The organism is Bacillus sp. Root920, from assembly GCF_001429445.1.
Lineage (GTDB): Bacteria > Bacillota > Bacilli > Bacillales > Bacillaceae > Bacillus > Bacillus safensis.
This window is the reverse complement of the sequence record NZ_LMJV01000001.1, coordinates 484,618-505,827: the sequence shown is the minus strand read 5'-3', so window position 1 is coordinate 505,827 and position 21,210 is coordinate 484,618. Positions and strand designations below refer to the sequence as shown.

The following is a 21,210-nucleotide window of genomic DNA, read 5'->3' as shown; positions in this document are numbered from 1 at the left end:
CATGACAACTGAACAAAAGGTGCAAGAATTATATTTTCCTCAAGCGAAAAAACGAGAATGGGATAATGGTGTCATCCAATATTCTACTGTCAGAGGCGATACGGAAGTGTTAATTTCATACGTCCCTCCTCACACGATCATCGAACCTCACGAGCATCCAGAAGCACAAATCGGCATCGTATTAAAAGGCGAGCTTCAAATGACGGTCGGCCAATCGACCCAATTGCTGACCCCATTAGAATCAGCCTATATTGCACCACCATTCGTTCCTCACAGCGCATCGAATCTGACAGATGAGGAAGTGATCGCCATTGATATTAAGAGATTAAAAGATGGCGAGGAATATACGGCTCCTCCTACTTATTTCTTAGATATTTTCAAAACGCGTGATTTACTTCCTGGCATGGAAGTGACTTTTTTTGTGGAGGACTGGATGGAGCTTATGATTGCCAACATTCCGGGAAATGGCGGGGAAATGCCTTTTCATAAGCACCGTAATGAACAAATTGGGATTTGCATTAGCGGTGGGTACGATATGACGATTGAAGGCTTTACAGAAAAGATGGAATTTGGCACGACTTACTTCTGTGATCCAAAAGAAGATCACGGCGCCATTAATCCAAAGCCAGAAGCATCAAAGTCTATTAATCTCTTCTTCCCTCCACGCTATAACCGCTTAAAGCCAAAAGCATCTAAGGTGAAGAAATGAACATTGCCGGAAAAGTCGTCCTGATTACAGGAGGTGCGTCTGGGATTGGGCTTGCCGCCGTCAAGCTTTTCCTTGAGCACGGAGCAAAAGTAGCAGTGGCTGATATCAATGAAGATAGCGGAAAACAACTCATTGAATCATTGCCTCATGAACATGCTGCGTTTTTCAAAACAGATATTACGAATGAGGCTGACTGTCAAAAAACCATTCAATCCGTGCTGAGCCAATTCGGGACAATTGATGTTTTGATTAACAATGCAGGCATCGAAATTGTCTCACCTATTCACGAGATGACATTGGAGGATTGGAACCACATTCTACAGGTCAACCTGACTGGTGTATTTCTTATGAGTAAGCATACATTGCCCCATATGCTTGAGAAGAAAAGCGGAAGTATTATTAATACAGGATCTGTCGGAGGTCTCGTTGGCTGGCCTGACATTCCTGCATACAACGCAACAAAGGGCGGTGTCATCCAGCTCACCAAATCGATGGCGATCGACTATGCCGCTCATCAAATCAGGGTGAATTGTATCGCCCCAGGCATCATTGATACGCCATTAAATGAAAAATCCTTTTTAGACAATCATTCAGAAAGTCTTGAGGTTGTCAAAAAGGAAAAAGCAAAGGTGAATCCCTTGCTTCGTCTCGGAAAACCCGAAGAAATTGCGGGCGTGATGCTGTTTCTCGCCTCTGATCTATCCAGCTATATGACCGGAAGTGTTGTCACAGCAGATGGCGGATACACCGCTAGATAAAAAGGAGTGCTTTCATTGAGTAAAAAAACCGTACTTGTCATTGCTGACTTAGGAGGATGCCCGCCCCATATGTTTTATGAAAGCGTGGCGGCATCTTATCATATCGTTTCTTATATTCCGAGACCCTTTGCCATTACAAAGGGTCACGCTGAACTAATCGAAAAATACTCCATTGCCGTCATCAAAGATCGTGATTATTTTGAGACACACCCTTCTTTTGAACACCCTGATTCTATTTACTGGGCACATGATGATTATCTGAAATCAGAGGAGGAAGTGGTAGATGACCTAGTCCGTGTGGCTTCCTTTTTCAAAGCTGATGCCATCACCACCAATAATGAATTATTCATTGCACCAATGGCAAAAGCTGCTGAGAGGCTGGGGCTGCGCGGCGCTGGGGTAAAAGCAGCTGAAAAGGCACGTGATAAAAGCCAAATGAGGGCTGCATTCAACGCTGCTGGTGTCAAAGCGGTGAAAACTCAGCCTGTCACGACTTTAGCTGATTTCCAGCAAGCTATTGAACATATCGGGACTCCGCTTATTTTAAAGCCTACATATTTAGCAAGCTCCATTGGTGTGACCCTTTTTCATGACAGAGCCGGCAGTGATGATCTCTTTTTAAACGTACAATCCTATTTGCAAACGATTCCCGTCCCAAACGCTGTGACATATGAAGCACCATTTGTCGCTGAAACGTACTTAGAGGGTGCTTACAAGGATTGGTATCAGGAGGATGGCTATTCTGATTATGTCAGTGTAGAAGGGTTAGTCGTGGAGGGAGAATATATCCCTTTTGTCATACATGACAAGACCCCTCAAATCGGTTTTACAGAAACGGCTCATATTACTCCCTCGATCCTAGACAATGAAGCCCAGCAAATCATCATTGAAGCAGCTAAGAAGGCAAATGAAGGGCTGGGTCTTGAAAACTGTGCGACCCATACAGAGATCAAGCTCATGAAAAATCGAGAAACAGGACTGATCGAATCCGCAGCTAGATTTGCTGGCTGGAATATGATTCCGAATATCAAAAAAGTGTTTGGGGTGGATATGGCCAAGCTGCTGATCGATGTATTAGTCGATGGAAAAAAAGCGGAGCTGCCAAAAGAGCTGCTTTCTGGACATACGCATTATATAGCAGACTGCCATTTATACCCTCAGCATTTCAAAGAAAGCGGACACATACCGGCAGAGGCCACACATATCACCATTGATCATATCCATATTCCGCAGGATGCTTTAGTTGGAGATACTGTGATCGTCAGTAAATCCGTCCCGTCCAAAGGCACCTTTGTCGATCTATCTTTATTTGAAGCCTTTAACGGCATCGTGTCGCTTGAGTTAAAAGGGTCATCCTCACAGGATGTTGCCGTATCCATCCGCAACTTACAGAAGCAAGCTGCCATTCATTTAATGGATGAATTAGTCAAGGGATAGAAAGAGAGGGTAAAGTGGTGGAGATCTTACCATCTAACATGATTAAACGGCTGCCAGAACAGAAATTTGGAACCGTATTTGAGAAAATTGCGCAAAAAGCACAAAACGGAGCGAACATCATAAACCTTGGTCAGGGAAATCCCGATCTTCCTACTCCTGCACATATCGTAAGCGCCCTTCAAGAGGCAGCAGCCACTTTGCAATTTCAGCAATATGCACCTTTTAGAGGCTTCGACTTTTTCAAGCAAGCCATTGCAGATTTCTACAAAAAGGAGTTCGGCACTGAGATAGACCCACAGAAAGAAGTTGCTCTTTTCAATGGAGGGAAAACAGGACTTTATGTCATGAGTCAGTGTCTGCTTGACCCTGGGGACGTTGCCCTCATCCCCGATCCAGGATACCCAGAATATCATTCTGGGATCTTGATGGCAGACGCTAAGCCCTACTGCATCATACTTGAATCGAAAAATGGCTATTTGCCAAATCTCTCTTCAATTGATCCGGAGGTGCTCAAAAAGGCAAAGGTTCTTTTCTTAAATTATCCGAATAACCCAACAGGTGCTGTGGCAAATGATGCATTTTTTGAAGAGGCTGCTGATTTTGCATCGGCTCACGGACTACATGTCATTCATGATTTTGCCTATGGTTCATTTCATTATGAGCAAAAACCAGTAAGCTTTCTGAACGCTCCTCTTGGGAAAAGCGTAGGAGTGGAATTATATTCTCTATCCAAAACATTTAATATGGCAGGATGGAGAGTCGCTTTTGCTGTAGGTAATGAGGACATCATCCAAGCCATTAATGCCTTCCAAGACCATGTGTTTGTCAGTATGTATGGCGGATTTCAACAAGCCGCAACCGTCGCCTTGCAAAGTGATGACTGTCACATACAATCATTAAAAGAGGTCTACCTTGAACGAATTCACTTCTTCATCCGTCAGGCCGAAAAGCAGCTAGGATGGTCCATCGAACATCCAGCTGGTGCCTTTTATTTATGGGCTCCAATCCCTGATGATTTTGAACATTCTCATGCATTTGCTGACTATTTACTCGAACATACTGATGTTGTTGTCACGCCTGGGGGTGTGTTTGGAGCACATGGTAGGCGTCATGTCCGCATCTCAATGGTTGCTCCAATTGAACAGCTTGCCCTGTTTATCGACCGGCTTCGCATCCTTCCGATTCGCTTTAATCAAAAAACCCGCATATAGCGGGTTTTTAATATTATATACTTTTCATCGAACCACCATCGACGGATATTTGTTGTCCTGTAAGATAGGAGGCTTCCTCTGATGCAATAAAAGCGGCCAATGAAGCCATTTCACTCGCTGACCCCACTCTTTTCATTGGAATTCCTGACGCTACAGCCTGTACAGCTTCTTCCCGCGATAATGCCTGTTTACGCATCATGTTTCCGATAAATTGTTCATACCGATCTGTAGCAATAAATCCCGGGTTTAAACAATTCACTGTGATCCCTGAAGGTGCAAGCTGTGTGGCAGCATTTTTACTAGCATTAATAATCGCTGCATTCATCATACTGTTCGTAAACATTTGGTCACCGGGTTCCTTCCATAGGTTCCCGACAATTTGAATGATCCGGCCATATTCATGTCGTTTCATCATCGCTGCCGCACGCTTCATCGTATCAATGTACGCAATGGCTTTTTGAGAAAATGCTGCCATCATCTGCTCGCTGTCACATGAGTCAAAGGTATCCGGCTTCCCCCCTGGAATGTTATTAATCAACACATCCAGTCTGCCAAACTCTTTTTCTATTTTCGTAAAAGCCTCAGCCCTCACTCCTTCATCTGACATGTCCCCATAGAAAAGAGCCACCTGCTCCTTTGTTTCTGCCATACGCCCAATGTGCTGCTGCGCTTCTTCTAGCGAGGATTGATTTCTAGAATTGATGATGACCTTTACATTGTCTTGAGCTGCAAGCTTTACGGCGATGGCCTTTCCAATCCCTGTACTTGCTCCTGTTACAAACGCAATTCTTTTAGACAAACTCATCCACATCCCTTTTCTTATCAGCTTAGTACATATACATAAAATGACACATACAGAATGTATTTCAACAAAAAAAGACCTTTCTCCTGCGAAAGGCCCCCCGTTCTCTATTTAAATGTCGTTTCCCAATTAAACCCGATCGTTTCGTCATTCCAGGCGATTCGCTTTTCATCTGGGTTTTTCGGGTCATACGATTCTGTTGTGAAATACACAATTTGCAGCGGCGTCTCACCTAGTACACGGTAGCCATGCGCGACACCCTTTGGGATGAGAAGCAGCATCGGATTGTCTTCCCCCATATAATACACATCGGTTTGCCCATTTGTGGGAGAGTCCTCTCGCAAATCATATAACACAACCTGTGCATGACCTGCCGGGAAGAACCAAACGTCGTCTTGTTTTTCATGATAATGAAAGGCTTTGATCACGCCTGGAAAGCTTTTCGACCATGACGCCTGACCAAAGCGTTTCAGCATCGGTTCATCATCTCGAATGAGCTCTGCAAAAAAGCCGCGGTCATCACAATGTTTCATGAGTTTTTTCGTTTGAACACCATCAATCATGCTGTTGCCATCTCCCTTCTTTCTGCAAATATTCGTGAAGTGCATCCTTCCAATGCCTCGGCTCCCAGCCTGTGGCTTCAATCGCTTGAAGATCTAAGACAGAATAGGCTGGGCGAGGCGTTTGGAAGCCGTACTCTTCCGTGGAAATCGGCTCAATTGTGGCGGAAAGACCGCTTTTCATCACAATTTCTGACGCAAAATCAAACCAGGAACAGCTTTCTCGGTTACTGACATGGTACACGCCTGCCTTCTGTTCAAACAAATGAATCAAGGCCTCGGCTGCATCCTTTGTATAAGTAGGAGACCCTATTTGATCGTTCACAATGCGCAAATGATCCTTCGTTTCAGCGAGCCGAAGAATGGTATTCACAAAGTTATGCCCCTCATGTCCATAAAGCCACGAGGTACGAATGATTTTCACTTCGTCTGACACAAGCTGAATCAATTCCTCACCAAGCTTCTTACTCTTTCCATAAATGGTTTGAGGATCTGCTTGTGCATCGATTTGGTAAGGGGTGTCCGCCTGACCGTCAAACACATAATCTGTACTGACATGTAACACATCAGCGCCTGCGCGCTTTGCTTCCAGGGCTGTATAGTACGCGCCAATGCCATTCACAAGATACGCCTTTTCGGTTTCTGTTTCACATTGATCAACAGATGTATAGGCTGCTGCACTGACAACAATATCAGGCTGATAGTGTCTCATCGCATGTCTAACTGCCTGCTGGTCTGTGATATTGAGCATGTTCCTCGTTAAGGCAATGACGGTCATGTCTTTTTCTTTGAGCTGTCTGCTCAATTCTTTCCCTAATTGGCCGCCTGCACCGGTGATTAAAACTTTCATCCGTCACCCTTCTTCGCTCTGATCGTATTTGGTTCGATACCAATTGATCGTTTTTTCGATACCTTCTTCAAATGACGTCTCCTGCGTCCAGCCGAGCTCGCCTTTTAGCTTACTGGCATCAATGGCATACCGTCTGTCATGTCCTTTTCGATCTTGAATAAACGCAATTTGATCATGACTGATTCCGAGCTGCGATAGAATCGTTTTGGTTAAATCAAGATTTGTTTTCTCATTGCCGCCGCCAATATTGTATACCTGCCCGGCTGTGCCGTTTTCGAGCACCTTCTTCACAGCTCTCGCATGGTCCTCTACATACAGCCAATCGCGAATTTGCCGGCCGTCTCCATAAATCGGGATTTTCTCTCCATTGACTGCTTTTCTAATAATGGTCGGTATTAATTTTTCCTCATGCTGATACGGTCCGTAATTGTTGCTGCATCGTGTAATCATCGCAGGTAATTGGTGAGTGTGGATATAGGATTTCACAAGCAGGTCTGAACTCGCCTTGCTTGCTGAATAAGGATTATTCGGTGAAAGTGGTGTTTGTTCTGTGAAAGCAGGATCATCTGGCTCCAAATCTCCATATACTTCATCTGTTGAAATATGAATGAGCTTTTTCGCCTTTCCTTTTAAGACCGCTTCAAGCATACGATACGTTCCGAGGACATTTGTTTGAATAAAAGGCTCTGCCGATTCAATGCTGCGATCAACATGCGATTCTGCCGCAAAATGAATGATCGCATCATAGACTTCGTCAAATGCTTGATCCAGCTCATGCTGAAGGGTAATATCCCCTTGAATAAACCGAAAATGAGACAACTTTAATAATTCTTCCATCTCGTCTGGATGACTGGCATATGTTAATTTATCAAAAACGGTGAGCCTGACATTTGTATCCTGAAGCAGCAGCTTCACAAAATTCAGTCCGATAAAACCCGCTCCGCCTGTAATTAAATAAGACTTTGTCATTCGGATCCCTCTTTTTTCTTCATCGTTTCAAACATTTTCACAGATGCTTCGTGGAGAGATTCATGTGTTCCTGCATCAATCCACCACCCTTTTAACATATCATAGGTCAGCTGGCTATTTGAGATATAGAGATTGTTCACGTCTGTAATCTCTAATTCGCCTCGATCTGACGGCGAGATTCTCTCAATATATTGAAAGACTTCTTGATCATAAAAATAGATGCCCGTGACGCAGTAAGATGAGCGCGGATGCTCCGGTTTTTCCTCTATTGATAAAATCCGTTGGTGGGCCGCATCAATTTCTGCAATGCCAAACCGGTTTGGATCTGTCACTTCTTTCAACAAAACCTTGGCTCCTCTATCTTGCCGCTGAAAGGCTTCAACAAAAGGGCTTAGCGAATCCTCAAATACATTATCACCAAGCATCAGCACAAACTTCTCCTCTTCTACAAAGGGCTTTGCATAGGATAAACCGTCTGATATCCCAGACGCTTCAGGCTGTACCTGATATACGATGTTCATCCCAAGTTCCTGATCGCTTTCAAACAGCTTTTGAAACAGCGGGATTTGTTCTTCTTGTGATATGACCATCACATCTAAAATCCCTGCTTCCTTCAATTTGAACAATGACCAATAAATCATTGGATATGGACCAACCGGCAATAAATGTTTATTGAAAATCTTCGTTAAAGGCGCCAGTCGTGATCCCTTTCCTCCTGCTAAAATAACTCCCTTCACATCTACACATCCTTATAGTCTTTTTGGTGATGATTCATGAGGTGTATAAGAATGTTTTTCACTCGTTCAGTTCCTTTTCCATCAATGAGTGTCCGTCCATTGAGATGGATGCTCCTGCGGAGAAAGTAGCTGCTGGACAGTCTTTCCACAGCACATCGTATATCTTTTTCATCCACAAATTCACCTAATCCAAGATGGTGGCACGCTCCCTTTTGTGCAAAACGAGCGGCTGTCACTGCTTGATGGTCGACTTGTGAAAGGACAATACTGGGCACTCCGATACAAACTGCCTCGTATAATGTCATCCCGCCAGCAACTATGGCCAGATCAGCTTCCGAGAGACGCGCAGGTAATTGATCTGTATGACGAATGAATTGAATATGCTCAGCCTCTATTTGTTCCTCAATGCGGGAGGCTTTTCCTGTAACCGCTAAGATGTGTAAGTGGTCCGCTTCGAGGAGTGCTGATACAGCCTTTGATAACAATCCGCGCGGGTCACTGCCCCCAAGGCTGATGACCACCTTTTTGCATTCTTTTCGAACCTCATATGTGTCTTTTAATCGGCTTATCTCTTGATCTAACAATAAATAAGGTGTTCCATAAAAATATTCTGTCCCATCTACTTGCATGTGCTTTTCGTCCAGACCGCCATAAATGCCGTTCACGACAGCATCGGCAAGCTGACAGGCTTCTGCTCTTATTTCTTCGAATAAGACCAGCCTGGCAGAGCTGGAGGATGCTTTGACTAATTGAAGAAATTGGAGGTCACAATCAAGTACATCAATCAGCAGAAGATCTGGATTCAGCTCTTTTATGTCCTGCTCCATCTGAAGGAATGCCTTCGACTCCTGCACCAAATGAACGTGCCAATCTGGACCTGAGAGCATTTCTACACAGATCTGTTCATTTGTATAGAAAGATATGTCGTTTCCTTCTTGAAGCAATTGATTTGCCAGCCGTTTCATTCTGACGACATGACCCATCCCTCTTAAAAAACCACCATACACAACAATCATGATTTTCTTGTTCATTCAGCATCCTTCTGTTTCACAAATTGATTCAGCCGAACAATATCAGGATCTTGTTCGCAAATGGTGATGAGCTCAGCCGTAGGCACAGCAATGGAGCCGCCAGCTTTCTCTAGTAAACGGGTCGCAAACACATAATCTTCTTCTGTATCAATCGTGAATCGATAAGCAGGATATGCAAGTTCTTTGGGCGGTGTGAATAATTGCAGGTGAAATTGCTCAGGATGCTTTCTGATATAGAGCGTGACATGCTCACGCTCTGGCTGCGTAAGGGGAAAATTGTCGATTTCACTTAAAATCGGTGCGTTGATCATTTCCCCGGAAATACCGAGTGGCGTCCCAGCCGTATACGTGTAATCAGCCTTCGCTTGCCTATGTTTTTCAAGCATTTTCGACAAAAGGACTGGATCTATAAATGGGTTATCTCCCGTTAAACGCACAATGGTTTGCGGTTCAAAATGACGGACAATCTGCGCAAATCGCTGCAGTACATCCTTCTCACTGCCACGAAATACTTTATAGCCCTTTGATAAACAATAATGAGCCAGCAGATCATCTTCTGCCTCAACTGTTGTGGCGATCATGAGGTTCTGCGTTTTGTGATTGTAATGAGCTGATTGCTTTACCCGTTCAACAATCAGGTCGATCAGCGCCATACCGCCGATCGGTTTCATCACCTTTTTTGGCAGCCTTGTTGAGCCCATTCTCGCCTGTATGACAAAGAGCACATCATTGATCATTTGACGTCTCCTGCATGAGTACATCTTTCCATGTAACTCCTGTATGGGCTGGGATATCTCTGACAGCCTTTGCGCCAAGTAAAACCGCCATATACCTTGGATGCAGACCTTGGCTTTTTTGTCCTGGACGTAACACGGCTAGATTTTCTGCGGTCAATGTCTCGCCCTTCGCAATGCCTTTTGTCGTAAAAATGCCTCGATACGCAAATTCACGAATCTTGCCTTCAATGGCTGTTGTCGTTTTATAAGAACTGCCAAGGAGCTCTTCTGGCACTGAATGAATGTCAGCTTCTTTTAAATTCCGCTGCTTTTCTGCCGCTCGAATATGCTGAACCATTTCCTTCAATTCATCAGGATCAAGCGCAAAGGAATGATCAGCCCCAGGTAACGTTTTATCGACTGTAAAATGCTTTTCAATGATTGCTGCCCCAAGCTTCACAGCAGCTACAGGCGCTTCAGTTGGATGCTCACTATGATCAGAAAAGCCAATGACTGCCTCGGGAAATGCCGCAGCTAAGGTTTGAACCACGCGCAGATTCGTGTAAGCTCTAGGTGCTGGATACTTTGCTACGCAATGCATGATAGCGACCTGCTGATTTTGCTCGCTTGTAATCGCCTCGTATGCTTCATGGACATCCGAAATGGTTGCCCCGGCAGTTGAGAATATGATGGGCTTTTGAAAAGATGCCGTGTGACGCATAAGAGGCAAATGATTGATTTCATAGGATGCCAGTTTGAAAGCCGGCGGATCGGTTTGATTCAATAGATCCGCAGATTCTTCGTCACATACTGTGCTTAAAAATATCAGCCCTTTTTCCGCGCAACGTGACAATAACACCGGGAGCCATTCTGGCGGCAGCTCCATTTGTTCCACTAAAGAAAAAATAGACACCTCTTCCCCCTTGGCTGTTTCGTACAAACCCGGTTCCTTTTGATACATCCGATCAGCTTGAAACATTTGAAACTTCACCGCATCGGCACCTGCTTCCTTTGCCACATCAATTAAAGCAAGCGCCTGATCCAGCTTTCCATCATGGTTAATGCCTGCCTCTGCAATGATAAAGACAGGCGCACCATCCCCTACTTTGCGATCTCCGATATAGAAATGCGCCATCTTACCTCTCTCCTTTTTTCGGCCACACATGGTAATACAAGAAGGCATTTTTTGTTCTAAAGCCTAGCTTTTCGTACAGCTGAATCGCGGTTGTGTTATGCATCTGAGTTCCGGCAGACATAAACCGATGCCCTCTCTCATAAGAGGCTTTTATTATCGCCATCACGAGCTTTTTTCCGATCCCTTTTCCTTGTGCATCCGGTCTAATGGACAATAAATCAAGCACTAGTTCATCGCCCTTTGTTACCCCTTGAATCAAACCAATGACTTCATCGTTTACCTTTGCCGCGAGATTGATATCTGCACGTCCGAGTAAATTGTTTCTCATCCATTCCTGAAAGAAATGCTGGACAACATTCTGATCTAAAAAAGGATCAAGTGCGTACCGGCTTTTCACAAACGCCTGATGAGCAAGTGACACCGCCTCATCGTAATCCTTTTCATCCGGCAGACTAATAACCACATCTTCACCTGTTGATGGAAGCTCCATTTGAACAGGCGGCGCCTCAAGACGAGTGAGACCGCCCACATAGTACACATGTGACAGCCTTTGGACGATGCGGTTTTTTTCAAGATCAGACGCTTCAAGACGTAAAAAGAAAAAATCGCATTTTTCTGTTCTCATCCAATTGATGAAACGCTCCATCAATTCTTGAAAAGCAGACGCTGACTCCGCTTCCACAAACTTCACATGAAAAATATGCTGATCAAAAATGACGCTTTCCCATTTTGACCATTCATATAACAGGACTGCTTTGAGCTGGGCGCCATTGACAAGAGCAAACTGCTTGAAGCCGTTCATTTGTTCCGCTTGTTGACCGTATTTCTCCAGCCAAGCAGCGAGCACCTGATCATCTACAGCATGAACGACCTTCATGATGATGCCCTCTGTTCTTTTAAAATAGACAACACCGCTGTGATAACATCCTGCACATCTTCATCTGTCATACTCGGATAGAGCGGCAGTGAGAGCGTCTGCTTGTAGTATGTGAGTGACTCAGGGAAATCCTCCGGTGAATAGTGATACGTTTGTTGATAGTATGGATGCAAGTGAACAGGGATAAAGTGAACACTCGTGCCGATTTTATATTCCTTTTGCAGCTGATCAATCAGTTCATCCCGCGTGATGAATGCTCCTTTTGGATTCACTTGTAGTACATACAAATGCCATGCATGTCTTCCATCTTGATGCACAGGCGGCAGGATCAGACCCGCTTCTTTTTGAAAAGCCTGATTGTATGCTTTTGCAATCTGTTCTCTCCGTGCCTGCATGTCATCCAGACGGTTTAACTGAACAAGCCCTAACGATGCCTGCACGTCAAACATGTTCATTTTATAGCCTGGTTCCTCGACCTCGTAATACCACGTTCCTTTTTCTCCATAACGATTCCACGCTCCCTTGCTCATCCCATGCAGCGCTAGTCTTCTAATCCGAGCAGCAAGCGCATCATCATTTGTTGTCAGCATGCCGCCTTCACCAGTCGCTAGGTTTTTCGTTGCATAAAAGCTAAAAGCGGTCGCATCACCAATGGATCCAACGGGCTGACTGTGGTACGTTGTGTAAAGAGCGTGGGCAGCATCTTCAAGTACAAATAGATCATACTTTTTGGCAATCGCTAAAATTCGGTCCATATCGCACGATTGACCGGCAAAGTGAACAGGAACAATCGCTTTTGTATGTGGTGTAATGGCCTCTTCTAGTTTCTCTGCATCCAGGTTGAGTGTCGCTGGATCAATATCGACAAATACAGGCGCTGCCCCCGTATGGATAATCGTATTAGCTGTTGCGCAGAATGTCAGAGGGGTTGTAATCACCTCATCCCCAGCCCCAATCCCTCTTGCCTTTAAGCCTAAAAATAAAGCAGCCGTACATGAATTGACAGCGATCGCATGTTTTGCACCTGTCAGCTGCTGAAATTCTTCTTCAAACTGTCTTACTTTTGGTCCAGTTGACAGCCAGCCGGACTTTAATGTTCCAATGACTTCATCAATTTCCTCCTGCTCAATGAAAGGCAGAGCATAAGGAAGAAATTGTGCTCTCTTTTTTCCCATATCGCTTGCACACCCCTATCTTCATCTCTGAAAATCCACACCAGTTTTTGTTTTGAGCAGAGAAAGCAGAACATCGATAGATCGCGCATGCGGATAATGTTGTTTAATGAACTGAGCTCCTTGCTGCTTTGCCAGTTTCATCTCTTGTTCATCCGACAAAATACGAATGGCTTTCTCAGCTAGTTCAACAGGGTTTTCCATATGATAACTGCCAAGCGACTCGTAATATGGGTATCTTCTGCCTTCTGTCATTTTCCCGATCAGCACACTCTTTTCAAAAAGCATCGCTTCAAGACCCACTGTGGATGTGAGTGTAATCACGATATCCACATATGGCAGCAGGTCATACAGGTCAATTTCTTTTTTAATCAATTTCACATGATTTCCCGCTCGTTCAATAGACACATAGTCATTTAATCGATTTCGAGCAATTTCCCAAGGATGCGGCTTCATGATCAGCTGAATGTCTTTCCGTTTGGCGATCGTTTTAAGAACATCGCCATAAAAGGCTTCAGAAAACGGCTGCGTTGCCACAAGCACGGTCTTTTTAGCCGGACTGAAATTCAATTTACGAAAAATGAGGTCCTGTTGAAGCGGCGTTCGCTCTTTCACCAAATCAAACCTCGGATGACCTGTGATTTCCACCTGTTCCGGCTGACAGCCTTTGTCTACATACCAATCCTTTTCATATTTTCCAAACACCCCATGGCAAGTCGTAAAAATCGGTAAAAAGGCTTCGTCTCCCATAAGCGCGCCGTGCTGAAGACAGATACTCGTAAGCTGGCGTTTCACTGTTTGCAAAGCGAGTACGCGGCTGTAGACATCCTCTGTCGTTCCAACAATAACAGCTGCAATCGGCTGCATTTGAAATAGCATTTCTATCTGGTCAATGACATCAATAAATTGCACAATGTCCTTCCGCAGTTTTTCTCTAAAAAAGACATTGCCAAAGACAGGGTGGTGAGCGTAAGGTTTAAGGAGAGCATTTGCTTTTTCAATATATTCAGCGTGGGCTTCTTTATTAACCTCTCCGGCTAATTCCGGCTTACTGATCACGGGTAATCCGTAATAATCCGCCTTCTTCCAGCGAGCGAGCACCACCGTTTGGTTTGGATGGAACCGCGTGTAATTTTGTTCCGTAAAACGCAGGTGTTCAAAGTGAAGCAATACCTTTCCATTCGCCGGACGATAAGCAATACGCTTGATCTGCTGTTTATGCTGATCAAAAAATGGCTGAATCTCTTCCGGTAATGGACAAGCGGTTGTCAGTTCTTGACCGAATGCTTCATCTTCCATGCGTTCCCTCACTTCAGGACTGATATATTGATAAAAATTACTGATCAACCCAAGAGGAATTTGCTTGTAGGACAAATCCTTCATCAGATTCACATACTCAAAGTACACCTGCCAATAATGATGAATATAGTGCGACACTTCGGGTCACCTCCTATGTCTTTGTTTTAATATACTGCGAAGCTCCCAGCAGGTGGACTGCTCGGGAAGTGCTTGAATAAAGGCACTTTTCTCTTCTTCTGCCAGCTGATAATGAATGGACTGTTCTGTAATGTAATTTGTATCTAATATTTCATCAAAGGGATAGAATGGATAAAAATGATTTAAGCGGAAAAAGAAACGGGCATCCCCTATTCGGTAAAAATGCGGACTCTCGTCCCAGTAAGACCCAAATTCCTCATGAATTTTTGATAAAATGGATGTACGATGCACGACCGAGCAATGATCTATGGCGCAGGGGGCATTCCATTGCACTGTTTGCGCCGGCCGAACCGTTTCCTTCACTGGCTCTTTTTTGCTATTTAAATAGATCACTTTAGAACTAGAATAGACAATATCTTTACCTGGATGGGCATCTAGATAATGAGTGAGCTTCTCTAAACGGTCCGGGGCGTAGACATTGTCATCTGTGGCATAGGAAATATACTCCCCTTTTGCCAGTTCTAATGCTTGATTAATCAGCACGGCGTAGCGAGTTTTCGCTGTTCTCTCTTCCAGCGTTTTAACACCGCTTTGGATAAAATGAACGCGGGGATCTTTGCGAAAGGGCTCAATCACGGCAAGGGTTTTTTCGTTTGATCCATCATCCATGATAAAAAGTTCAAAGTCTGACAGCGTCTGCTTCAAGACCGCTTCAATCGATCTGCCGACGTAAGCCGCCTTGTTATAGCTCGTCATAATGACAGTTACTTTTGTCAAAGTTTTCACCTCGGTCTCTTTCAAACTATGTTTATCATATGTGTCTCCTCTAAAAGAGACTGTAGAGTGACCTATTTTTTATAAAATTGTATTTTTTTATTGATCTATCTTTGAAAAACGCGAACTTTTTGGTAATATAAGTAATCATTTGTGTGTATTAAAGGGGTAAAGAACATTGGAAGCTATGAAGAATGATCACTCCCAAGAAGAGGAAGTAAAAGGATTTTTTCGATTTTTTAAAATTTTCGTCGCGACAAAAACGATTATTCGCTCATATCAACATTCCAATATTCCCATTTGGCTGATGATGCTCCTTGCAAGTATCGCCGGTACAGGCTGGATCTACGAAGGGTATTTTAGCGAGTATATGGGCAATCATATTCCATTCCCTTTTATTCTGTTACAAGGAGCGGGATATGGTATTTTGGCAGGCAATATGATTCTATTTTTCGGTGTCCTCATCATCAAGTGGTTGGGACGTCTCTTTTTCGGCTGTCAAACGGCGTATCGAGATATACTCAAAGCGTGCACACTGACGGTCTTTTTCCCTTCTGCTTTATTTTCACTTACTTGGATTTTCACTGTTGGGATGCTAGGTCCGTATACGTTTGTTAAAATCTCACCATATTTAGATCAGCATTATGAAGTATGGTATTATCTCGATCTTTTACCTCTTACGGAAGCATATGCAAAGACGTGGATATTGGGAATGGCTGTTTTAGGCATTGTCGCTGTGATGAAGCTCAGATTATGGCAAGCCTTCATCATTGTGATCACACCGCTCGCCGCGTTTTTTCTCATCATGACACTTTTATTTGATATTCAGCACGCTATAAACTGGATCATGTAAAAAGGACGAGTACCGATAGAATACGAGGGATTGTCTTCACGCTGAGGAATTGCATAGCAGTTCCTTTTTTTCGTTCAATGTACATATTCTCCCCTCCTGTCTCATAGTGTGAAAGAGAGAAAGAATGCTATGGAAACAACAGGTGCTTTAGCGCCTTCTGTTTAGAACACCATGAGGAAAGAGGAGGAACGTTATGAAATTGAAAAATCAATTTGGGCAAGGTTCGGGTTTCGAAGGTCAAGATTTCCGCCAGCAACAATATGGAGCAAATCCGTATCCTGCGCAGCAGATGGGTTATTCAGTCCCTCCCCAAACGCAGGGTCAAATGCAGCAGGGGTTTTCACCAATGCCGTCAACCGGTACTTCACAAGGAGGCCAAGGAACGCAGGGCGGCGGTCAGCCCTATCAAATTCCTTCTGGACCGGTTTATCAGCAGAATGTCACAGGACAGCTACCTATTGAGCAGTCCTATATTGAAAATATTTTACGATTGAACCGCGGCAAGGTAGCCACGATTTATATGACGTTTGAGGCGAGTAAGGAATGGAATTCGAAGATTTTTAGAGGCGTCATAGAAGCTGCAGGGCGTGACCACATTATCATTAGTGATAATAAGACAGGAACACGATACTTACTATTAACAATCTATCTTGATTACATTACGTTTGATGGAGAAATTCAATATGATTATCCTTATTCGATGTCAACATATTCTCCGAGATAACGTCAAGCATGGCAAAAGCAAGGACTCAGGTGCCCTTGCTTTTTTCTTTTGTCTAGGTTTTTGTCACACCTCTAGAGCGCTGCTCATAAGATGCCTAGTAGTTTTTATCAAAAGCCTAGAGGTGACATCAATGACTGTTGAGCTGGATTATACATCACCAAATGTCAAATTTTCATACGATCTGAATCAAAGCCCCCTTGTGAAATTCGATCAGCATAACCTGATTAATGTATTAGGAAAAAAACAATTAAACTCGTTGGATCAAGTGTCCCTGCTGGATATATATTTGAGTAAAAGCAAAGTCGTAGAGCCTCATTATCATCAAAATGCGGCAGAGCTTGTTTATTGTATAGCCGGTTCTGCTGCCGTATCGATGCTGAATCCATTTACAAAAAAACTGCACACCTACACCATCACACCTGGACAGGTGGCAAACGTGCCTCAAGGCTGGTGGCACTATGAAGTCGCTCTCCAAGACAGAACTCATTTGTTAGCCATTTTTAACGCATCTACACCTGAAGTGATCCTAGGCTCAGACCTTCTCACCCTCACCCCTTCTCACATCATGGCCCATACTTATTGCATGAACGAAACACAGTGGAAGCAGGCGATAAAGCCTGTGAAACCAAGTGTGTTTATCGGACCATTTTGCCACCGGGAGGAAGAGTCTCAAACGCATCCTGTCCCTCCATCTCACTACGTCCCTTATTATCAAGCACCGCCCAACTATACCCCTTACTGGAGTTAAGAAAAAAACCGATGCCCCTATGAGAGCATCGGTTTATTGGCTTATAAATTTTTTGCTGCTGCAATGACAAGCATGATCCAAGAGGCGATAAATGCTACTCCGCCAATAGGAGTAATGGCACCTAGAATCTTCACCTGCGTTAATGCCAGCACATAAAGGCTTCCTGAGAAGAAAAGGATGCCTGCAAGCATCACCCAGCCAGCGGTTGGAACTAGGGAAACACCTGATAGCTTATCTGCAAGAAAGGCGACAATAAATAGTCCTATCGCATGGAACATCTGATATTGAACACCTTTATTCCATATTTCTATATATTTTTCAGATATTTTCCCTTCTAGACCGTGCGCACCGAAGGCTCCAAGTCCAACAGCAAGCATGGCGTTAATGGCACCTAAAATGAAAAATAGTTTCATTCGTCATTCTCCTTATCTCGTCAATTATATTTATCATAGCGCGGGTGAAGGGCGACATTCAACTTTCCCTTTACGTTGACACGAGATTGTCGGATTTCTTTTTCTTTCGTAACAAGACTTGGTCGACCACGATCGCAATGAGTGTACCTAGAACAAGACCGTTGCTTAATAATGAAATGAGCACAGGATGCATCCCTTTCAAGGCCCCCTGAGGCACAAACATCGCCCCTACGCCCGCTAAAACAGCAATCCCAAGAACAAAGCGAATCCGCGGAATTTCTTCTTTCTCATACTGATCAAACTCCGACATCGCAATCCCGATCATAGAAGAGAAGACCACAAAGTTTACAGCAAGCCCCACAGGGGATGGCAATGCAGAGAAAAAGCTCATGAGCAGGGGAAACAAACTAATGAGAACAACAAGCAGACTTCCTATGAAAAAAGGCTTTCTCGAAGGAATTTTGGTTGTCTGGATAAATCCGGCTGCCCCCGAAATAGGTACAGGCGCAATCGCCCCGATGAGCCCGCTTAATAAATGACCAAATGCTGCGACAAAACCAGCAGGGCGTGCTCTCTTCCGCTCACGCAGTTCACCAAATGCCTTCACTGAGCTTTCCACAATTCGAATACTTGCCAGCATGTTCACAATGAGTAAAATCGTTATAAAAAAGGACGTGACAAGCAATCCACTGTCAAAGACCGGCATACCGAATGGAAACAGCTTCGGAAACTCGATGATTTGTTCTGGAATTCGGACCGGCTTCGCCAATCCGAGTAGAGCGAATAACAGCCATCCGCCTGCAAGTGCGAATAACACAGAAAACTGTCTTAAATAATGCCATTTTGAGCGGCTGATCATGAAGGTAAGGATAATAATCAAGATCGATAAGCAAAAGACAAGCCCATCTACTTGATTTCCCCGATAGCCGATGCCCATCAGCCCTTTCATAATTGGCTGACTTAGCTGCACAACAAGCAGCAGCAGGTAAATGCCTGTGACGACTGGCGTAAATAAAGACGCGAGCCAATTGATGATTTTAAATAGACTAAAAATAAAAAAGAAAACAGCACTAAAAATTAAAGCCCCTTGTAATGCTTGCAGGGTTTCAGGATACGTCGCAAAGATTGTACCTGTCATGCCGGCATAAAGGGTATACACACCCCACCAAAGCCCTGCTGGACTTTCATTAATCGGCAGCATATGGCCGCATAAACACTGCACCATTGCCACAAGACCAAGTGAAAAGAACGTACTTTGAATCAGCTCCGCCGATTGCACTTGGTTCAATTCAAATGCTTGTGCAATCGCAATTGGTACGGCAATAGAAGCTGCGATAAAAAATGCCATCCACTGAATGGCGCCCAAAAATAGTTTCAAACCGATCACCTTCCCTTTGTCGTGACAAGACATTAAAAATCAAAAATAGAGTCGCCATTCCCGTCCTTCTCTTTTTGACCCTCATCATTTTGCTGAAATTTCTTCGCGCCACTTGTGCCCATGAGTTTCTCCAGCATGGCTTGATCTGCAGACACAGATGGTGCTGATGGTGTATGTATCGATGAAGGTGGTGAAATGACCGGCGACTGCGGCATTTGCACCTGTGATGGTGCGTCGAGAATGACATCACATAGTGAAGAAATGGCCGCCACTTGACGTTTCACCTCTTCATCATTTCCACTTTGTTTTGCTTTTTGAACCGCTTCCTCCATTTTTTGAAGCAGGCTTGATATATGAATATTCAAGGGTAGACCCTCCAATCTAAAAAAATCTCTTTTCAACATTATTTTACCAAATGAACAAACCAAATGGGTTCATTTTTTCAAAGCAGTGCGCTCACGACTCTCTTATTTGACCCGTCATCTTCATTCACACATAATAAAAGAAACAACATCGTCTATGAAAGGATTGAATAATGGACAAGCTCACTGCTCTATTTCAGAAACAAAAAGTCTTTCAGAAGCCGGCGGTTCAAGAACGCATCCGCATTCTTCAAGACTTAAAAGCAGCAATCAAACAGCATGAAAAGGATATTTTACAGGCCTTAGCCCATGATTTACATAAATCCGAACAGGAAGCCTATACAACAGAGATCGGGATAGTGTATGAAGAAATCAATCATACCCTCAAGCACCTTCACAAATGGGCGAAGCCAACTCGCGTGAAAACACCGCTGACTCATATCGGATCAAAAAGCATGATTATCAAGGAACCCTATGGAAGTGTGCTCATCATTGCTCCTTGGAACTATCCTTTCCAATTGGCCCTTTCTCCATTAGTCGGCGCGATTTCTGCGGGAAATGCTGTGATTTTAAAGCCGTCTGAGCTGACGCCGGCAGTCTCACAAGTGATCAGCACTATCATCAAACATGTCTTTCAAGAAGACCATGCGGCTGTCGTAGAGGGCGGTGTTGAAGTCAGTACAGAGCTGCTGAAACTGCCCTTTGATTATATCTTCTTTACTGGAAGTGTGGCAGTTGGCAAAGTCGTCATGGAAGCCGCCGCAAAACATTTGACCCCTGTCACACTTGAGCTTGGCGGAAAAAGTCCCAGCATCGTCATGCCTGATGCCGACATCAAGTTAGCAGCGAAGCGGATCACCTTTGGAAAATTCACCAATGCAGGGCAAACCTGCATTGCACCAGACTATTTGCTCGTTCATGAATCCATCAAAGAGGAACTTTTGCGAGAAATGACAGCCTGTATCCGTGACTTTTATGGTGAACATCCCGAAACGCATCCGCACTTTGGAAAAAATGTCAGCCAGCGTCATTTTGACAGGCTTACACAATTTCTCTCAAATGGAACGATCGTCACAGGTGGACAGCGCAATGAACAGGAGCTCAAAATCGCTCCGACCATTTTAGACCACATCACATGGGAAGATCCCGTCATGCAGGAGGAAATTTTCGGACCGATTCTGCCTGTCATGACCTTTGATTCTCTGCATGAGGCAGTTCATATGATCAAAGCAAGGCCAAAGCCGCTTGCGCTTTACTTATTTACAACAAATAAAGAAACAGAAACCTATATTCTAGACAACCTCTCATTTGGCGGAGGATGTATCAATGACACGCTTATGCATGTCGCTACACCTTACCTGCCATTCGGAGGCGTCGGCGAAAGCGGCATGGGGCGATATCACGGGAAGGACAGCTTCTTTACTTTTACACATGAAAAAAGCGTCCTGCGGCAGACCAATCGCTTCGATTTTTCCTTCCGTTATCCAAATGCGAAAAACGGACTCGACTTGGTTCGTAAATTTTTAAAATAAACAGGACGAAGGGTCTCTCCCCTCG

Annotated in this window: 23 protein-coding genes; 8 read left to right on the top strand and 15 right to left on the bottom strand. The window is 44.2% G+C overall.

What is annotated here, in order from left to right; all coding sequences use genetic code 11:
* Position 1 precedes the first annotated feature (1 nt).
* From ASE42_RS02220 to ASE42_RS02205, 4 genes are read left to right on the top strand one after another with little or no spacing between them, the layout of a single operon-like run.
* Positions 2-709 (top strand): cupin domain-containing protein, encoded by a 708-nt coding sequence (locus ASE42_RS02220; protein ID WP_056765490.1) that lies wholly within the window; start codon positions 2-4, stop codon positions 707-709.
* Positions 706-1,467 carry a glucose 1-dehydrogenase gene (locus ASE42_RS02215; protein WP_056765489.1) on the top strand — a complete coding sequence of 254 codons (762 nt, stop codon included), beginning with the start codon at positions 706-708 and terminating at the stop codon, positions 1,465-1,467. Before ASE42_RS02220 ends, ASE42_RS02215 begins: the two co-directional genes overlap by 4 nt.
* A gap of 15 nt (positions 1,468-1,482) precedes the next feature.
* The gene (locus ASE42_RS02210) at positions 1,483-2,904 is read left to right on the top strand and encodes an ATP-grasp domain-containing protein (RefSeq protein WP_056765488.1); all 1,422 of its coding nucleotides are present in this window, start codon (positions 1,483-1,485) and stop codon (positions 2,902-2,904) included.
* Between the two features lie 17 nt (positions 2,905-2,921).
* Positions 2,922-4,115 (top strand): pyridoxal phosphate-dependent aminotransferase, encoded by a 1,194-nt coding sequence (locus tag ASE42_RS02205; protein ID WP_056766816.1) that lies wholly within the window; start codon positions 2,922-2,924, stop codon positions 4,113-4,115.
* A gap of 13 nt (positions 4,116-4,128) precedes the next feature.
* Here the strand turns inward: ASE42_RS02205 and ASE42_RS02200 are convergent, their stop codons facing one another.
* The 12 genes from ASE42_RS02200 to ASE42_RS02145 all read right to left on the bottom strand — a co-directional run bounded on the left by ASE42_RS02200 (position 4,129) and on the right by ASE42_RS02145 (position 15,178).
* Positions 4,129-4,920, bottom strand: a complete 792-nt coding sequence (locus ASE42_RS02200; RefSeq protein ID WP_303621350.1) for an SDR family oxidoreductase — start codon at positions 4,918-4,920, stop codon at positions 4,129-4,131.
* A gap of 104 nt (positions 4,921-5,024) precedes the next feature.
* The gene (locus ASE42_RS02195) at positions 5,025-5,480 is read right to left on the bottom strand and encodes a dTDP-4-dehydrorhamnose 3,5-epimerase family protein (RefSeq protein WP_056765485.1); all 456 of its coding nucleotides are present in this window, start codon (positions 5,478-5,480) and stop codon (positions 5,025-5,027) included.
* Positions 5,473-6,327: a dTDP-4-dehydrorhamnose reductase gene (rfbD, locus tag ASE42_RS02190; RefSeq protein WP_056765482.1), complete on the bottom strand. Its 855-nt coding sequence runs from the start codon at positions 6,325-6,327 to the stop codon at positions 5,473-5,475. Before rfbD ends, ASE42_RS02195 begins: the two co-directional genes overlap by 8 nt.
* A 3-nt stretch (positions 6,328-6,330) precedes the next feature.
* Positions 6,331-7,296: a dTDP-glucose 4,6-dehydratase gene (gene rfbB, locus ASE42_RS02185; RefSeq protein WP_041108257.1), complete on the bottom strand. Its 966-nt coding sequence runs from the start codon at positions 7,294-7,296 to the stop codon at positions 6,331-6,333.
* Positions 7,293-8,033 carry a sugar phosphate nucleotidyltransferase gene (locus ASE42_RS02180; protein WP_056765480.1) on the bottom strand — a complete coding sequence of 247 codons (741 nt, stop codon included), beginning with the start codon at positions 8,031-8,033 and terminating at the stop codon, positions 7,293-7,295. Before ASE42_RS02180 ends, rfbB begins: the two co-directional genes overlap by 4 nt.
* 2 nt (positions 8,034-8,035) lie before the next feature.
* Positions 8,036-9,064: a PseG/SpsG family protein gene (locus ASE42_RS02175; RefSeq protein ID WP_056765478.1), complete on the bottom strand. Its 1,029-nt coding sequence runs from the start codon at positions 9,062-9,064 to the stop codon at positions 8,036-8,038.
* Entirely contained in the window at positions 9,061-9,801 is a 741-nt protein-coding gene (locus ASE42_RS02170; protein WP_056765476.1) for a glycosyltransferase family protein, read from the bottom strand. Before ASE42_RS02170 ends, ASE42_RS02175 begins: the two co-directional genes overlap by 4 nt.
* A complete protein-coding gene (locus ASE42_RS02165) occupies positions 9,791-10,915 on the bottom strand; it encodes an N-acetylneuraminate synthase family protein (protein ID WP_056765474.1) in 1,125 nt (374 codons plus the stop codon). Before ASE42_RS02165 ends, ASE42_RS02170 begins: the two co-directional genes overlap by 11 nt.
* A 1-nt stretch (position 10,916) precedes the next feature.
* Positions 10,917-11,792, bottom strand: coding sequence for a GNAT family N-acetyltransferase (locus ASE42_RS02160; protein WP_056765472.1), 876 nt, complete (start codon positions 11,790-11,792; stop codon positions 10,917-10,919).
* On the bottom strand, positions 11,789-12,967 hold the full coding sequence (locus ASE42_RS02155) for a DegT/DnrJ/EryC1/StrS family aminotransferase (protein ID WP_056765471.1): 1,179 nt from the start codon (positions 12,965-12,967) through the stop codon (positions 11,789-11,791). The genes ASE42_RS02160 and ASE42_RS02155 overlap by 4 nt, the downstream gene beginning before the upstream one ends.
* Positions 12,968-12,988: 21 nt before the next feature.
* Entirely contained in the window at positions 12,989-14,401 is a 1,413-nt protein-coding gene (locus ASE42_RS02150) for a CDP-glycerol glycerophosphotransferase family protein (protein WP_034621877.1), read from the bottom strand.
* Between the two features lie 6 nt (positions 14,402-14,407).
* The gene (locus ASE42_RS02145) at positions 14,408-15,178 is read right to left on the bottom strand and encodes a glycosyltransferase family 2 protein (protein WP_056766814.1); all 771 of its coding nucleotides are present in this window, start codon (positions 15,176-15,178) and stop codon (positions 14,408-14,410) included.
* Between the two features lie 175 nt (positions 15,179-15,353).
* Between ASE42_RS02145 and ASE42_RS02140 the strand changes: the two genes are divergently transcribed.
* The 3 genes from ASE42_RS02140 (at position 15,354) to ASE42_RS02130 (ending at position 17,500) form a co-directional block, all read left to right on the top strand.
* Positions 15,354-16,028, top strand: coding sequence for a YIP1 family protein (locus ASE42_RS02140; RefSeq protein ID WP_024423813.1), 675 nt, complete (start codon positions 15,354-15,356; stop codon positions 16,026-16,028).
* Between the two features lie 193 nt (positions 16,029-16,221).
* A complete protein-coding gene (gene gerQ / locus ASE42_RS02135; RefSeq protein ID WP_024426405.1) occupies positions 16,222-16,752 on the top strand; it encodes a spore coat protein GerQ in 531 nt (176 codons plus the stop codon).
* Between the two features lie 130 nt (positions 16,753-16,882).
* Complete coding sequence (locus tag ASE42_RS02130; protein WP_024423814.1) at positions 16,883-17,500, top strand: cupin domain-containing protein; 618 nt, start codon at positions 16,883-16,885, stop codon at positions 17,498-17,500.
* Positions 17,501-17,541: 41 nt separating this feature from the next.
* On the opposite strand, the gene ASE42_RS02125 is transcribed toward ASE42_RS02130, so the two are convergent.
* The 3 genes from ASE42_RS02125 to ASE42_RS02115 all read right to left on the bottom strand — a co-directional run bounded on the left by ASE42_RS02125 (position 17,542) and on the right by ASE42_RS02115 (position 19,656).
* The gene (locus ASE42_RS02125; protein ID WP_056765468.1) at positions 17,542-17,913 is read right to left on the bottom strand and encodes a DUF423 domain-containing protein; all 372 of its coding nucleotides are present in this window, start codon (positions 17,911-17,913) and stop codon (positions 17,542-17,544) included.
* A gap of 70 nt (positions 17,914-17,983) precedes the next feature.
* Positions 17,984-19,291 carry a purine/pyrimidine permease gene (locus ASE42_RS02120; RefSeq protein WP_024426406.1) on the bottom strand — a complete coding sequence of 436 codons (1,308 nt, stop codon included), beginning with the start codon at positions 19,289-19,291 and terminating at the stop codon, positions 17,984-17,986.
* A gap of 32 nt (positions 19,292-19,323) precedes the next feature.
* Positions 19,324-19,656, bottom strand: a complete 333-nt coding sequence (locus ASE42_RS02115; protein WP_024423816.1) for a YwdI family protein — start codon at positions 19,654-19,656, stop codon at positions 19,324-19,326.
* 170 nt (positions 19,657-19,826) lie between these two features.
* Between ASE42_RS02115 and ASE42_RS02110 the strand changes: the two genes are divergently transcribed.
* On the top strand, positions 19,827-21,185 hold the full coding sequence (locus tag ASE42_RS02110) for an aldehyde dehydrogenase (RefSeq protein WP_056765466.1): 1,359 nt from the start codon (positions 19,827-19,829) through the stop codon (positions 21,183-21,185).
* Positions 21,186-21,210: the final 25 nt, after the last annotated feature.